This is a genomic window from Myroides sp., from assembly GCF_032073645.1.
Lineage (GTDB): Bacteria > Bacteroidota > Bacteroidia > Flavobacteriales > Flavobacteriaceae > Flavobacterium > Flavobacterium odoratimimum.
On record NZ_DAMANB010000024.1, the window covers coordinates 1 to 15,409 of the forward strand.

12 protein-coding genes and 1 pseudogene are annotated in these 15,409 nt (G+C 33.4%); 11 read left to right on the forward strand and 2 right to left on the reverse strand.

Going from position 1 to position 15,409, the window contains the following annotated elements; all coding sequences use genetic code 11:
• The 7 genes from RT228_RS15090 to RT228_RS15120 all read left to right on the forward strand — a co-directional run.
• The coding region (locus tag RT228_RS15090; RefSeq protein ID WP_313138756.1) for a hypothetical protein at positions 1-1,409 on the forward strand (1,409 nt) is incomplete at its 5' end.
• Positions 1,410-1,411: 2 nt separating this feature from the next.
• Positions 1,412-1,918, forward strand: coding sequence for a hypothetical protein (locus RT228_RS15095; protein ID WP_006260399.1), 507 nt, complete (start codon positions 1,412-1,414; stop codon positions 1,916-1,918).
• A gap of 10 nt (positions 1,919-1,928) precedes the next feature.
• Positions 1,929-4,466, forward strand: a complete 2,538-nt coding sequence (locus RT228_RS15100) for a hypothetical protein (RefSeq protein WP_225582016.1) — start codon at positions 1,929-1,931, stop codon at positions 4,464-4,466.
• Positions 4,467-4,482: 16 nt separating this feature from the next.
• A complete protein-coding gene (locus tag RT228_RS15105) occupies positions 4,483-5,775 on the forward strand; it encodes a gliding motility-associated C-terminal domain-containing protein (protein ID WP_016361646.1) in 1,293 nt (430 codons plus the stop codon).
• Between the two features lie 8 nt (positions 5,776-5,783).
• Positions 5,784-6,716, forward strand: a complete 933-nt coding sequence (locus RT228_RS15110) for a type IX secretion system membrane protein PorP/SprF (protein WP_006258801.1) — start codon at positions 5,784-5,786, stop codon at positions 6,714-6,716.
• A 29-nt stretch (positions 6,717-6,745) separates the two neighbouring features.
• Complete coding sequence (locus RT228_RS15115) at positions 6,746-8,704, forward strand: OmpA family protein (protein WP_006258802.1); 1,959 nt, start codon at positions 6,746-6,748, stop codon at positions 8,702-8,704.
• 890 nt (positions 8,705-9,594) lie between these two features.
• Positions 9,595-10,005, forward strand: a complete 411-nt coding sequence (locus tag RT228_RS15120; RefSeq protein ID WP_080650514.1) for an arginase family protein — start codon at positions 9,595-9,597, stop codon at positions 10,003-10,005.
• A 13-nt stretch (positions 10,006-10,018) separates the two neighbouring features.
• On the opposite strand, the gene RT228_RS15125 is transcribed toward RT228_RS15120, so the two are convergent.
• Both RT228_RS15125 and RT228_RS15130 read right to left on the reverse strand, forming a co-directional pair.
• The gene (locus tag RT228_RS15125) at positions 10,019-10,345 is read right to left on the reverse strand and encodes a type II toxin-antitoxin system RelE family toxin (RefSeq protein WP_313138757.1); all 327 of its coding nucleotides are present in this window, start codon (positions 10,343-10,345) and stop codon (positions 10,019-10,021) included.
• Complete coding sequence (locus RT228_RS15130) at positions 10,335-10,565, reverse strand: hypothetical protein (RefSeq protein WP_006258805.1); 231 nt, start codon at positions 10,563-10,565, stop codon at positions 10,335-10,337. The genes RT228_RS15125 and RT228_RS15130 overlap by 11 nt, the downstream gene beginning before the upstream one ends.
• A gap of 365 nt (positions 10,566-10,930) precedes the next feature.
• On the opposite strand from RT228_RS15130, the gene aroB reads away from it, so the two are divergent.
• The 4 genes and pseudogenes from aroB to RT228_RS15150 form a co-directional block, all read left to right on the forward strand.
• Positions 10,931-11,998: a 3-dehydroquinate synthase gene (aroB, locus tag RT228_RS15135; protein ID WP_006258806.1), complete on the forward strand. Its 1,068-nt coding sequence runs from the start codon at positions 10,931-10,933 to the stop codon at positions 11,996-11,998.
• A gap of 374 nt (positions 11,999-12,372) precedes the next feature.
• A complete protein-coding gene (locus RT228_RS15140) occupies positions 12,373-13,770 on the forward strand; it encodes a decarboxylase (protein ID WP_006258807.1) in 1,398 nt (465 codons plus the stop codon).
• 39 nt (positions 13,771-13,809) lie between these two features.
• Positions 13,810-14,784, forward strand: coding sequence for a deoxyhypusine synthase family protein (locus tag RT228_RS15145; RefSeq protein WP_006258808.1), 975 nt, complete (start codon positions 13,810-13,812; stop codon positions 14,782-14,784).
• A gap of 94 nt (positions 14,785-14,878) precedes the next feature.
• Positions 14,879-15,172, forward strand: a pseudogene (locus RT228_RS15150) (hypothetical protein); the annotation flags it as partial.
• Between the last annotated feature and the right edge of the window lie 237 nt (positions 15,173-15,409).

A 15,409-nucleotide genomic window follows, 5' to 3' on the forward strand; every position in this document is an offset into this window, starting at 1 on the left:
TGTATACTTTTAAAAATGCTAAAGGAGATACAATCACAAGTATTGATACCAATGCTAAGGCTATTGTCTTTGATAACAGTAATAACGGTTTTACATCAACAAATGTACAAGAGGCATTAGAAGAGTTAAAAACTACAGTAGATAATACAAAAGGTGATTTATCGTTAGCAGGAGGACTTGAGTTTGTAACAGGAGCAAATGGAACTGATAAGTTATTAGCTGATGCCGGTATCCAAATTGCAGATAAAGGAATTACGACTGACAAAATTAAACCAGGAACAGATGGACAAATTTTAGTAACAGAAGGAACAGGAGATACAGCTACAACTAAGTGGGTTAATAAAAAGTCTGCTACTTCTAATACCCTTGTAACTAGGGAAACAGCTATAGTAAGTTCTGTTAATGGAGAAGAGGCAGAGTTAATTTTAGAAGGAGATGCTGTACTAAAAGAAGGTAAAACAGTAGTACAAGCTATCCAAGGTACGCCAGTTAGTGATACTAAACCTTCTAATGCACAAACCTTAATTTATGACCAAACAACACAAGCTTGGATTCCAGGCACACCAGATGTAACAGTTGATAAGGTAGTTGATGCTAAAACATTAACAACAGATGGTGTAATTGTTATAGGTACTGATAGTAATGCAATAGCAACAACAGCTACTAAATCATTATTAACTGATGTCAAACTAAATATTGCTAATAATAAAATTACAACAGATCATATCCAAAACGGAACGATAAAACCAGAAGACATAGCTAATGCAGGTAATAATCAAGTATTGGTTACAGATAATACAGGAGTTCCTACTTGGAAAAACCAGACTGATGTAGGGGAGATAGTTACAGCTAATAATGGACTTACTAAAGCAGATACTAATATCCAATTAGGAGGTTTATTAACTAAAAAAACAGCTATTAATACTACTACTGATAATACGCTTGCTTTAACGGGGCTTGATAAGAAAAAAACGCAAGCAGTTAATGAAAGTGAAGGGGTTACTCAGCATTTATTAGCAGTAGATAAAAACGGAGACGTTATAAAAGCTTTAAAAGCAGCGATGCCTAAGTTCTTCTATATGCCTTCAGTAATGGTTCCTACAGCAGAGAGTCAAGCCCAACAAGAAGGCGTTACATATAATAATACAACTCGTACAGGTACAATAGATATGTATGCTATTTATAAGAAACAATTTGGAAGCCCTGTAATGAGTAGTACTGGAGCATCAGCTTTACCAGTTTTACCTGCATCAGAGCTAGGTTTTCATGTGACTTATGCAACAGAAGGAGTATTTACTATTGTAAGTATTAATGCAGAAGGATTAATGACATATAAAGTAAATGATACCGCTAATGTAAATATAGGAAGCTTTATAAACATTGTATTCTCTGTTAATGAAGATAATTAATTATGAAAAATAATATTTTATATATAATAATAGCTTTTGGCTTGTGCTTTGGAATCAAAGCACAAGCACAAAGTGCTATTTTCGAATACAATCAGAAACTTATTAAATTAACTGATTCACAAGCTAATGATCTTAATTACCTAGCTAATGGTGCACCAACCTCTATGTTTATAGCATTTGATAAGCAAGCTAAAATTCACCAAGGAAACTCTAAAGAGATAGTTGAAATGTCTATTGAAGACACTAGTGACTTTATTGGTTTAAGCAATGTTTATAAAGATAAATTAAAAGAGGTTATTTTAATAAATATTAAATGGGATGGAAAGCAGCAAATTGTTGTTCCCAAAGATTTAATTATTCAATTAGAAAGTCTTAAATACATCTACATTAGATCATATCGAGAATTAGATAAAGAGTTAATTAAAACAGAGTTTATTGATTTATTACAAAAGTTAAACGAAAAACAAGATGTTGAAATTCTGTATTCAACAATGGATCAACCAAGTTAATGGAAAAGCTATGAAAAAATATTCAAAAAAAATAAGTGCTTATCTATCAACTCTCTTATTATTAAGTTTTTTAGTACTAGGAAGTAACTTGGGGTATGCACAAGTTGTAAAAGATTTTAAACCACGTGAGTCACCGAAGGCTCCAATGCCTTATACTAATGTAAAGAATTATAATCTGCAAGGAGATTTTACCATGATTGGTAATACTAACCTTACTTTAAAAAATTATGCAAATAGTGGAAAGCAAGGGGGAAATAATAATGAGATGATCTATGTAGACATTGACAATGATCGAAATACGATAAATTCATCTTCTGCAGAACTAATTCTACCAGGTGGTGAATGTACTGAAATTGTATATGCAGGCTTATATTGGACGGGACGTGCTCATGATATAGATGTTAGGAATACAAATAGTCCATTGACTTTCGACGGATTGGATAAACGTAAAGTTAAGTTAAAAGCTAAAAACCAATCATATATACAAATAACAGCAAAAGATACTGATATATATTACCCCTCTACATCAGAAGGAGCTATGTATGCGGCTTATGCTGATGTAACTGATTATGTTCGTGAACATGGGGCTTCAAATTATTTTGTGGCTGACATTGCCTTAAAAGAAGGGAAAGGAGGAGGAACTGGATTCTATGGAGGATGGGGAATGGTTGTTATTTATAAAAACACTTCGATGAAGTGGAGAGATATTACTGTTTTTGATGGTTATGGTTATATGGTTAAAAGAACAGGTGCAGCTATTTTACCAGTGAGTGGTTTTAGAGCTACCCAAAATGGAGATGTAAATGTAAAAATTGGAATGATGGCGGGTGAAGGAGATGAGGATATCTCTGGGGACTATTTTAAGATTCAAAAAAGAAATTCTAATAGCTATCAAGACTTAAGCCATGGAGGTAACTCTACTAATAACTTTTTTAATTCTTCAATTCATACAGGAGGAAACCCAAGAAATCCAAACTTAATCAATAATACAGGAATGGATATTTCTATGTTTGAGTTAAATAATACTAGTAATCAAATCATAGGAAATAATCAGTCATCAACTTCATTTTCATATGGATCAAATCAAGATACATACATCATATTTAATATAGTGTTTGCTGTAGATGCTTATGTTCCTGATGTAGTAGGAGAGAATAAAGCAACTAATTATGGAGGTGTAAAACCATTAAATAATGGAACAATCACTCCTGGGCAAGAGTTTGAATTTGAGCTAGATGTTTATAACAAAGGAACAGAAGCAGTTAATAATTCTAAAATTGAAATACCTGTACCTTTTAATCTACATTTCTTAGATGCGGAGATAGTGCCAGATCTAGATGCATCAGGAAGTGTTACTTGGGTACCCCCTACTGGAGGTACAAATGATCCAAGTGTTACAGCAGGGGGTAAAATTGTTTGGGATATTGGAAATTTACCTTTAGATACAACAAAAGAAAAGCTGTTAGCGCAATTAAAATATAGATTTAGAGTATCTGATAATTGTGTATTGTTATCTACCAATGTGTGTGGATTAGATGTAAAGATCAATGGTAAAATATCAGGAGAAGGAGCTACATCAAAATCAAAGGTAAACTCAGACTTAGTGAGAGATTATGGAAACGGAGTTTGTGCAGGTCCTGTTTATGATGATTTTATTTCTAAGATAAGTGTTACAACAGACTTCTTGCAAAACTGTAACCCTCCTGTAGAAGATGGAATTATGCAATTTAAGGCTTTTTGTTCTGTACCAACAACAGGATTTGATAGAAGTGAAATTATAAATATATATCCTCCTGGAGCTAAGTTTTATAGTAAAGTACCGACAAGTTATACATCTAATGATGGTTTAGTAACTGGAGATTTTTCAGTTAACAGTGATGGCAGTAGAAAAATGTATTATGTGATGGTACCAGATATGGAGGATGGTTGTTATGCTAGGTTAGAAATCAGTATTGAAAAAGTAACTACTTCACCTATTGCTAAGAATACAGAGTTATGTTTTGGAGAGCCTTTAGTATTAGAAAATGAGTTATCTGCTACAGGAAAAGATAAAGGTTATGAATTGGTTTATTTTGATAGTAATCAAGTTGAATTATCAGATGTTCCTAGTCCAACTGCTGTAGGTACTTATAAATATTTTGTAGCAGAGGGAAAAGATGGATGTATAGGTCCTAAAAAAGAATTTACTATTGTGATTAATGCCTTGCCAGAGGTAAGTAAGGATATTGACAATATTGTGATTTGTGAAAACTTTGACTCTGCTAAAGTATCTATAACTACAAATGTTTCAAATTATAAATGGGAATACACTACAACTGGAACAACAAATTGGAAAGAATTAGATAATACTACTTTTTCAAATAGAATTATTCTTGAGGGAAAAACAATTAAAGTTAGTCATGCTAGTAAAGAATTAAATGGTTTACGCATTCGATTAAATGTAACTAACAATCAATGTTCAGACACATCAAATGAGTTTGAGATCAAAGTAAATGATTGTTCTGCTGTTACTAATCCGATGTTGTTAAATCAAGCAGTAGCTAATTAATTATAAAATAAAAACTATGAAATCAAGAAAATTATATAAATCAGTTGCTTTATTAGGTTTAGCATTGCCAGCTACAGTAGTAGCCCAGCAAGCTAAGAAAGACCAAGTAATGGTAAACCAAGGAAAGATTTCGATAGCCGAAGGAGGAGTCATGTCTACTATCTATGATTTTGACAATACAAAAGAAGGGTATGTAAAGAATGATGGAACGGTTTATTACTACAGCAACTTTAACAATGACAATATTTACGATCACAGCACGAACGCCAAAGGTTCTAAAGCTGTGTTCACTCCTTTTGAAGAAGCAAAAGGAGCTCAACATATCACAGGAAGCCAACCTTCTAATTTCTTTAATGTAGTACTAGACAATTCAACTAAAGACATGGCCTTTGACCTAAAGAACGAGGCTAACGTAAGAGGTAGTGTAGACTTTAAAGATGGTATTATTAAGGTAGATTCACTAGCAGGGATGCTAACCTTCCACCAAGGAGCAAAAGCACTTCATCCAACAGATAAAAGCCATGCAGAAGGCTATGTAGAGAAGATAGGTAATGAGGAATTCCAATACCCTAAAGGAGATAAAGGACTATACCGTTATGCTAGAATCACTGCTCCTGAGCATGTAAAGGATGCGTATGAAGGGAAGTATAATTTAGACGATAAGAACTTCTTTAGAGCGCGTAGTGCAAAGTCAGGAGTGATTAATTTATTAGATGAGCGCGAGTACTGGACAGTAGATAAAGGAAGTGATAACAGCAAAGGAGATATCATGCTGACGTTAAGTTGGGATGAGCGTACTACACCAAAAGAGTTATTAGTGAACCCAGAGAAAGAATTACACATCGTACGATGGGATGCTAAGCAACAGCTTTGGGTAGACGAAGGAGGAGTAGTGGATCTAGAGAAAAAAGAGATCACTACACCTACTAGTGTTAAAGGGTACGGATTCTTTACATTAGCTACTGTGAATACAGATCTAATCTTAGACGGAGATATCGTTATTTATAACCTTGTTTCTCCTGATGGAGACGGTAAGAATGATTACTTTATTATAGATAATATTAACAGATTCCCTAATAATACAGTAGAGATTTACAACCGTTGGGGAGTTAAGGTATATGATACGAAGAGTTATGACAGTGCAGGTAATGTGTTTAGAGGATACTCTGATGGACGTGTTACTGTAAATAAAGGGGAGAAATTACCTACAGGTACTTATTTCTACATCGTAAGTTATGAGTATAAAGACGCTAGTGGCTCTCGTATGATTAAGAAATCGGGTTATCTACATTTAGAAAGTAATAAGTAAAAAGAGTTATGAGTATTCAACAAAATATAAAGAAATTTGGAATCAGTCTATTGCTAATAGGCTGCTTCCAAACTATGCAAGCTCAGCAAGATCCACAGTATACCCAATATATGTATAATACTAATATGATCAACCCAGCTTATGCAGGAAGTCGTGGGACATTAAACGTGTTTGGGATGTATAGAACACAGTGGGTAGGGCTAGATGGAGCACCTAAGACAGCAAATGTGTCTGTGTCTACACCTCTTGGAGAAAGTGGATTAGGACTAGGAGTGAACTTTACCAATGATCGTCTAGGAGCGATGGATGAGAATAATATCTCTGTAGATTTAGCTTATGCTATTGACTTAAACGCTGATTATAAATTAGCATTCGGGTTAAAAGCGACTGCTAATCTATTAAGTGTTGATTATACAAAGCTTAACATACATAATCCTACTGATCCTGTAAGTCAAGAGAATATTAATAATAAGTTTAATCCTAATATTGGAGCAGGGGTTTATTTATACTCTGATAAAGCTTATGTAGGGTTATCAGTTCCGAACTTCTTAACTACGGATCGCTATGATGATAACGACATCACGACGATGCGTCAGAAGATGCACTTCTACTTAATGGGAGGATATGTATTCGATGTGAGTGAGAACTTGTTAATTAAGCCAGCAGCTTTAGTTAAGGCAGTAAGTGGAGCACCATTACAGGTTGATTTAACAGCTAACTTTTTATTCTATGATAAATTTACTTTAGGAGGAGCTTATCGTTGGGATGCTTCAGTGAGCGCCTTGGCAGGATTCCAAGTCAATGAAAATCTATTTGTAGGATATTCTTATGACTTTGAGACTACTGCTCTTCAACGTTATAACTCAGGATCACACGAAATCTTCTTAAGATTTGAACTATTTAATCGTCGTAGTACAATTAATGCACCGCGATTCTTCTAAGGAAAATTAGCTATAAAGAAAGAGAAACTATGAAAAAACAGCTATTAAAAATAAGCTTATTGACAATGTTGCTTTTCGTAGGTATTAGTACTTATGGACAGAAAGTAGCAGAGAAGAAAGCGAATAAGGAATATCAAACTCAGGCTTATGTAGATGCAATTAAGATTTATGAGCGCATCGCAAACAAGGGATATACTAATGCAGATATGCTAAAGAAGTTAGCCGATGCTTATTATTTTAATGGAAAGTTACCTGAGGCTAATAAGTGGTATGAAACACTATTTGATGGAGAGTATGGCGATAAAGGAAAAGAGCCAATTCCATCAGAATATTACTATCGTTATGCACAGACGCTTAAATCTGTTGAGAGTTATGACAAGTCTAAGCAAAAAATGGAGGAATTCTCTAAATTAGAGGCAAACGATTCTAGAGCACAACTTTTTCAAGAGAATAAGGATTACTTGCAAAAGATAGAAGACAAACAAGATTTGTATAATATAAAGGCTTTGAGTATTAATACAGAGTTTTCGGATTATGGAGCTGCTATATTAGGCAATGAATTAATTTTTACATCAGCTCGTAATCAAGAAGTAGATAAGGCTATTCATGAGTGGACTAATGAGAGTTTTACAGCCTTGTACAGTAGTACGATTAACGTTGATGGGACTTTCTCAGAGCCTAAGCAGTTCGCTAAAGAGATAAGTTCTAGAGTAAATGATGCAACAGCTGTCTTTACAAAGGATGGTAATACGATGTACTTTACTAGAAATAACTCTAGTGAAAAGGGAAAGAGAAGAAACAATAAGGACAAATCATCTTTATTAAAAATATATAAAGCCACTAAAGGCGCGGATGGCTTGTGGGGACAAGTATTGGAACTTCCGTTTAACTCGGATTATTTCAATACAGCCCATCCTAGTTTGACACCGGATGGTAAGTGGCTTTATTTTTCTTCAGACAGAAAAGGAACATTGGGGCAATCAGATATCTTTAGAGTAGCTATTTATCCTACAGGGGAGTATGGCAATGTAGAGAATATCGGTGCTAAAGTAAATACAGCAGGTAGAGAAACTTTTCCATTTATATCAGAAGACTACTTCTTGTTTTTTGCATCAGATGGTCATCCTGGATTAGGAGGATTAGATATGTTTGTAGCTAAGATTAATGTAGATGGAAGCATTGGTCAAGTTGCTAATATGGGAACGCCAATTAACAGTCCATCTGACGATTTCGGTTTGTATATAGACAGCAAATCTCACAAGGGATTTATAAGTTCTAATAGACCAGGGGCTAGTGGAGGAGATGATATCTATTTCTTTAAAGAAAAACCTTGTAAGCAAGCCCTTGAAGGAATAGTGTATGACAAGGTGACTAAAGAGCCATTAGTTAATGCTAGAGTGATTTTATCAGATGCTCTTTATCAGCAGACAGATACGATAATCACAGATGCAAAAGGATATTATCTGTCTAATTTATTAGATTGTGGAGGGAAATACCGTATTAAAGCTGAGAAAGAGGAGTATAATACAGTTGAAGTTGTATTTATCGTAGAACGTCAACAAGGAGTAAAACGAGTAGATATCGGACTAGAGAAGACTTTAGAACCAGTGACAGTAAACGATGACTTATTTAAGAAGCTTAAGCTAAATCCTATTTACTTCGACTTTGACAAATCTAATATTCGCCCAGATGCAGCGGCAGAGCTAATCAAAGTAGTAGAGGTATTAAAAGAATACCCAACGATGAAGATAGATGTTCGCTCACATACTGACAGTAGAGGAAATGATGACTACAACCTTAAGTTATCAGATCGCAGAGCTAAGTCTACAGTAGAGTGGATGGTGAATCAAGGCATTGAGAGAAGTAGAATTACAGGAGAAGGATATGGAGAGACACAGCTACAGAATAAGTGTAGCAATGGAGTGCCATGTTCTGTAGAGGAACATCAGTTAAATAGACGTAGCGAGTTTATAATTATCGAACTCTAGACTTTTTAAAATATCAATTTTTGAATACGTAGTTTAATAAAACAACAAATCAATTTTTTTTTTCGACCGATCCCCACTGTTGGATCTAAAACAACAGTACTAGCCTAAGAAGCTCCCTGTGAAGGGAGCTTTTTTATTTAATAAACTATTATCAAAAAATTAAAATACATCAAGTGTATATTATGGTTATAATGATTAAGGAAAAATAATATACATCTAAAGAATTAGGAAATAAACTTTAGGACATGAAATAGAACATGTTTTTGTTAGTATATCTGTGAAGAGAATCTCTAAAAAATCAAACATATTTATCAATAAAGATCCAAGGAAGCCTACATATTAGTTTTAATTAGGTATGCCTAGTAAAATTAATAGGCCATAATTATCTCATTGTGAGAATATTGCAACCACTATAAATTCTAAAAACAGGACAAATCACAGTTGTTAAAAATATTAACATTTAAGCTTTTTTTAGCGTATCTAAGCACGTGGTAAAGCTAGTGACAGCAAGGCTTTCGGGAAGGTTGTTTGGACGTTGTTCGGAAGTTCTTTGCAAAGTGTTCGGAAAGAGGGGGTGTTTTCCGAACACCTTCCGAACAAACCACAACGGAGACCGCATGAATACTCGATTCGCAGTGAATTTACGATGTTAAAAAACTTGTTAAAATTTTAAAGTTGAGATTTTGAAAGCTGTGATTTGTGCTTTCTTTTTAGTGAGATGTACCAGACTTTGAATAGAAGAATATTCTCAATAATAGCCATTGAGTCAAAGCCTTTACTGTAGGCAAAGGTAGTAAAAAAACAGATAGGACAAAAGAGGGTGTAGGAGGTAGAATTGGTATTATACTGGTCATGAACGTCTTACTAATATTCAAAACAACAAGCCTTATATTGAAGAAAAATACGTGTTTTGTGTTGGGAATAGAGAGTATGACGAAGAATATGAAAAGCCTATAAAAGAGTCTAAGGTTGTTTATTATCCTTTGTCTAAATTAAGAAATTATGGTATAAAGAGAGTTGTGTCAGATTTTTTGATGCGCGCTGAAGAGTATGATTTAGACGGGTACTTTATTCATTTAGATGTGGATGTCCTAAACGATAAGATAATGCCTGTGGTAGACTGTATACAAGAAGACGGGTTGAGCTATAGGGAGTTAAAAGAAATACTTAAACCTTTGGTTCAGGATAAAAGATGTGTGGGATTGGAGATCGCGATACTTGATCCAGACTTAGATCCTTTAGGTGTTTATACTAATGAGTTTATTGAGAATGTAAGAGATATTATAGAAACGTTTCTTTAAGAAAGGGGGGCTGTTATTTTATTAGTTTAAGTAACTCTTTAATCTCACTATCACTTATTGAGTCGTATTCACTTTTGTCATAAATAGAAAGCAAATAGATATTATCATTTTCGATTACAAGATGTGTAATAACTCTAGCTCCGCCACTTTTACCTTTACCTTTAGACTTTATAGCTATGCGTACTTTATAACAATTATTAGCTATTGCAGTTCCGAGCATGGGATTTTGTTGTAATTCTTCAATTAAAAGAGAAAGATCTTCTTTCAATGAATAGTATTTCTTTCCAAGCTTTTTAGCTTCTTTTAGAAACTTAGGAGTTGCTATAATATTATAACTCATCCAATAAATCTTTGGCAGAGATCCCTTTAAGTTTTCCCTCTTTTATTAAATTAAGTTCTGTTACAGCTTGTTTTAAATTTGTTTTAATATCTTCTTTTGAATCTGTGTCCTCAGTATTTTGTTTTGTAATTTTTATTTTTAAAGCCTTAGCAAAAGCCTTAAGAGCTTTAGCTTCTTCAGGTGTAGAAGGCTCTACGATATATACATCATTAGTTATCATGGCTTAATGTTTTAAAAATTATACTATTAGTTATTTATGTGAATTCTTTTAAGAAGAAAAGTCACTAACGGATCTTTAATTTTGACTCAACTATTTTTATAGTAAAAAATCAAATTTATAATATTAAATATACAGACAAAATTACAAATTTGGCTGTAAAAAAACTAATTTATCATTTGCCTCTATCCTTATTAATATCTAGAAATAAATACTATACATTTTAAGTGATTTTAAAAAAAATAGTATTTATAATAGCTTTAAAACACAAGCATTTTCTTGCTCTACTATTAAATCGTTAAAAAAACATATTAGCACTCATATTTCAAATATTTATACTTTATTTTGTATAGCATAAATAATATAAAATGGAAAACATAACAACAGAGCATTACGATATTTTATTCGGACAAGAAGGATACGAACATTTAGGTTCATATTTAAATAACAATGGCTATAGTAAGCTTTTTATCTTGACGGATTCTAATTGTTATGAACACTGTTTGCCTTATTTTTTAAGTAACTTGCCTACAGATGTGCCCTTCGAAATAATAGAGGTAGAAGCAGGTGAGGAGAATAAAGTATTAGATACTTGTGCTGGTGTGATCCAGACTATGTTAGAACTAGGAGGAGATCGCAAGAGTATCATTATCACTGTAGGAGGTGGGGTGATTACAGATATGGGAGGTTTTATCGCTTCTATATTTATGCGTGGAATAGACTTTATCAACATTCCTACTTCATTATTAGCCATGGTAGATGCTTCTGTGGGAGGAAAGACTGGAGTGGACTTAAATGGTATCAAGAACTGTATAGGTGCATTCGCTATGCCTAAGATGCTGATCATCGATGTAAATTACTTAGAAACTTTAGAGGCTAGACAAATTAAGGCTGGATATGCTGAAATGTTAAAGCACGGCTTGATATTTGATGCCAAATATTATGCGTATCTTAAGGATATTGCGAATGTTGATTTTAATGATTTAGAAACGCTTATTCATCATTCAGTAACCATTAAGAATACTGTGGTGACACAGGATCCAAAGGAACATGGTCTTCGCAAGATTTTAAACTTTGGACATACGGTAGGTCATGCCGTAGAGAGTTATTACTTAATGAATGAAGATAAAGAGACGTTACTTCATGGAGAAGCTGTTGCACTAGGTATGGTAGCGGAGGCTTATATTTCTAAAGAATTGGGCTATTTAACAGAGGTAGAATATTTAGATATAAAAGAAACTACACACACTATATATGGCGTTGTAGAACTGTCAAGTGAAGACATCGAAAACTCGTTAGAGTGGTTGAAGTTTGATAAAAAGAACTACGGTGGTAATATACGTTGTGTATTATTAGATAAAATAGGCTCTGCTATCTATGATATAGAAGTGAGCAAAGAGTTAGTAGTAAAGGGGTTAGAGGCTTATTTGAATTAAGGTTCAAAAACAATTACTTTTTCCTTTTTCATTCCAATATTTTGTTACATTTGCGGTCGTGAAAATAGATGTTTTATATATTAGATTCTGTGTGTCTGCAAGACACAAAGTAAGGCGTTTTGTCATCAGACAAAAGGCCAATTATGTATATGGCATTATCAAGTATTCTAAGGAGGCTCTTAATTCGTTTAGATTCAGAGATAAGTTGCCAATAGTATTTGCCAATATTCGAGTTTGAAAATCAATGTAGTTTAATTTTGATTGTTTTTATGAAGGCATAACTATCTAGTCCGATAATAATTGACTAATTTAGATGCAAGACAATCAAGTTAATTGAGAAAGAATTTTTTTAACCATTATTAAAAGAAAAAGACATGAACACAAAATATGTTGACTTAATCAACCAAACTTTTTATTTTCCTCAAGAAGAATTCAAATTAAACAAAGATAATCTTCAATTTCACAATATTGATTTAATGGGGTTAGTTGAAAAATACGGAACACCATTAAAATTCACTTACTTACCTAAAATCTCTGAGAACATTAGCAATGTAAAGACTATCTTTAGAAAAGCGATGGAAAAGAATAAGTACAAAGCAAACTATTACTACTGCTACTGTACTAAAAGTTCTCACTTCTCTTATGTACTTAATGAAGCATTCAAGAATGATATCCACGTAGAGACATCTTCTGCTTTTGACGTAAACATTGTAGAGAATTTATTAGAGACTGGTAAGATCAACAAAGATACATTCGTATTATGTAACGGATTTAAACGTGCGCAATACATTGATAATATCGCAAATCTAATCAATAATAAACACGAGAATACTATTCCTATTATTGATAACTATGAGGAGCTTGATCTATTACAAGAACAAATCAACAAGAAGTTTAAAATCGGTATTCGTATTGCTTCTGAAGAATCTCCAAAGTTTGAATTCTATACTTCACGTTTAGGAATAGGGTACAAGAGTATCTTACCATTCTACAGAAAACAAATTGCTGAAAATCCTAAGGTAGAACTTAAGATGCTTCACTTTTTCATCAATACAGGTATTAGAGATACTGCGTATTACTGGAATGAATTAGTAAAATGTTTGAAAGTTTATATCACTTTAAAGAAAGAATGTCCTACATTAGATAGTTTAAATATCGGAGGAGGATTCCCTATTAAAGATTCATTAGCTTTTGAATTTGATTACCAATATATGGTAGACGAAATCATCAATCAAATCAAGATAGTATGTGAGGAAGCTGAAGTGGATGTACCTAATATCTTTACAGAATTCGGTTCATATACTGTAGGTGAGAGTGGAGGAGCTATCTATGAAATCTTATACCAAAAGCAACAAAATGATAGAGAGAAATGGAATATGATCGACTCATCATTCATTACTACTCTACCAGATTCTTGGGCTATCAATAAACGTTTTATCATGTTGCCTATCAATAGATGGAATGATACTTATGAGCGTATATTGTTAGGGGGATTGACTTGTGATAGTGATGATTACTATAACTCAGAGCAAAACTTAAACGCAATCTATTTGCCTAAGTTTAATAAAGAAAAACCTTTGTATATTGGGTTCTTTAATACAGGTGCTTATCAAGATCAGATCGGAGGATTTGGAGGTATTCACCACTGCTTAATTCCACAACCAAAACATATCTTAATCGATAAGGATGAGAATGGAATTATTGCTACAGAGTTATTCTCTGAACAACAGACTGCAGAGCAAGTATTAGATATCTTAGGATATAACAAATAAGAATTAAAAGAAATTATTAATATAAAAAGTAAAAATAAAATGAGTAAAGGACCAATTAGTCAGTTTATTGAGCATAACTATAGACACTTTAACGCTGCTGCGTTAGTGGATGCTGCAAAAGGATATGAAGCACACTTAGACGCTGGAGGAAAAATGTTAATCTCTATGGGTGGTGCGATGAGTACTGCTGAGTTAGGAATTTCTTTAGCAGAGATGATTCGTCAAGATAAAGTACAAATCATTTCTTGTACAGGAGCTAACTTAGAAGAGGACGTGATGAACTTGGTTGCTCACTCTCACTACAAAAGAGTACCAAATTATAGAGATTTGACTCCAGAGCAAGAGAGAGAGTTATTAGATAACCACTATAACCGTGTAACTGACACTTGTATTCCAGAAGAGGAAGCATTCCGTCGTCTACAAAAACACTTAGAAGACGTATGGCATGCAGCTGAAGCTGAAGGAAAACGTTATTTCCCACACGAATTCTTATACCAAATCGTTAACTCAGGTGTATTAGAGCAATACTACGAGATTGATCCTAAAGATTCTTGGATTGTTGCAGCAGCAGAGAAGAATATTCCAATCGTATGTCCAGGATGGGAAGATTCAACTTGTGGTAACATCTTTACTTCAAACGTAATCAAAGGAAAATTAAATGTACACACTGTAAAAACAGGTATCGAGTACATGATCTACTTAACAGAGTGGTATAGAGCTAACTCAGGAGGACACGGAGTAGGATTCTTCCAAATCGGAGGAGGTATCTCTGGAGATTTCCCTATCTGTGTAGTTCCAATGATGTACCAAGACTTAGAGTGGGAAGATGTACCTTTCTGGTCATACTTCTGCCAAATCTCTGATTCTACTACATCTTACGGATCATATTCAGGAGCAGTTCCTAACGAAAAAATTACATGGGGTAAATTAGATATCGACACACCTAAGTTCATTGTTGAGTCAGATGCTACGATTGTTGCGCCATTAATTTTTGCATATATTCTTGGTAATTAATTTTTAATTTTTCGCAGTAAATAAATGTGATATTTTATTTGTAGTTTACAATTTAGCTATTACATTTGAAACTGAAATAAAGCAAGAACAAAGAATGAAAAGAGTAATTGTTGATTACGCAAAGTTAACGAACGAAATTTTGACATTATTGGTTGAAAAATTTCCTGACGGGTATGATGATGCAGACATTATACGTTTTAAAAACGTAAAGAACGAAACTGTAGAAGCAGTGGAAGTTAGAACTGAGGATACTATATACCTGGTAAAAGTAAGTACTAAGTTAGCAGATAGAATTGAAAACTTCGATGAGGATGAAGAGGATTTCGTAGAAGCTCCAGAAGATTCATTAGATGCACTAAAAGACTTAGAAATTGCTGACGATGAAGATTAACAAAATAATCTAAATATAGAAAAGCCACTCCTAGCGAGTGGCTTTTTTATTGTACTATATCCACTTTTCAATTTAGTTTAAAAACATCAATAATCTATGATCTAAAAGATGTTTTTGTTTATGATTATCTAAAGCTTTCTATTCTTATAACTTTTATTATTCTAAATATGTTGTATTTGGGTTTTAATTTTATGTAAACTTCCCTAAAGACTATGAACTTCTATAATTTTCAAT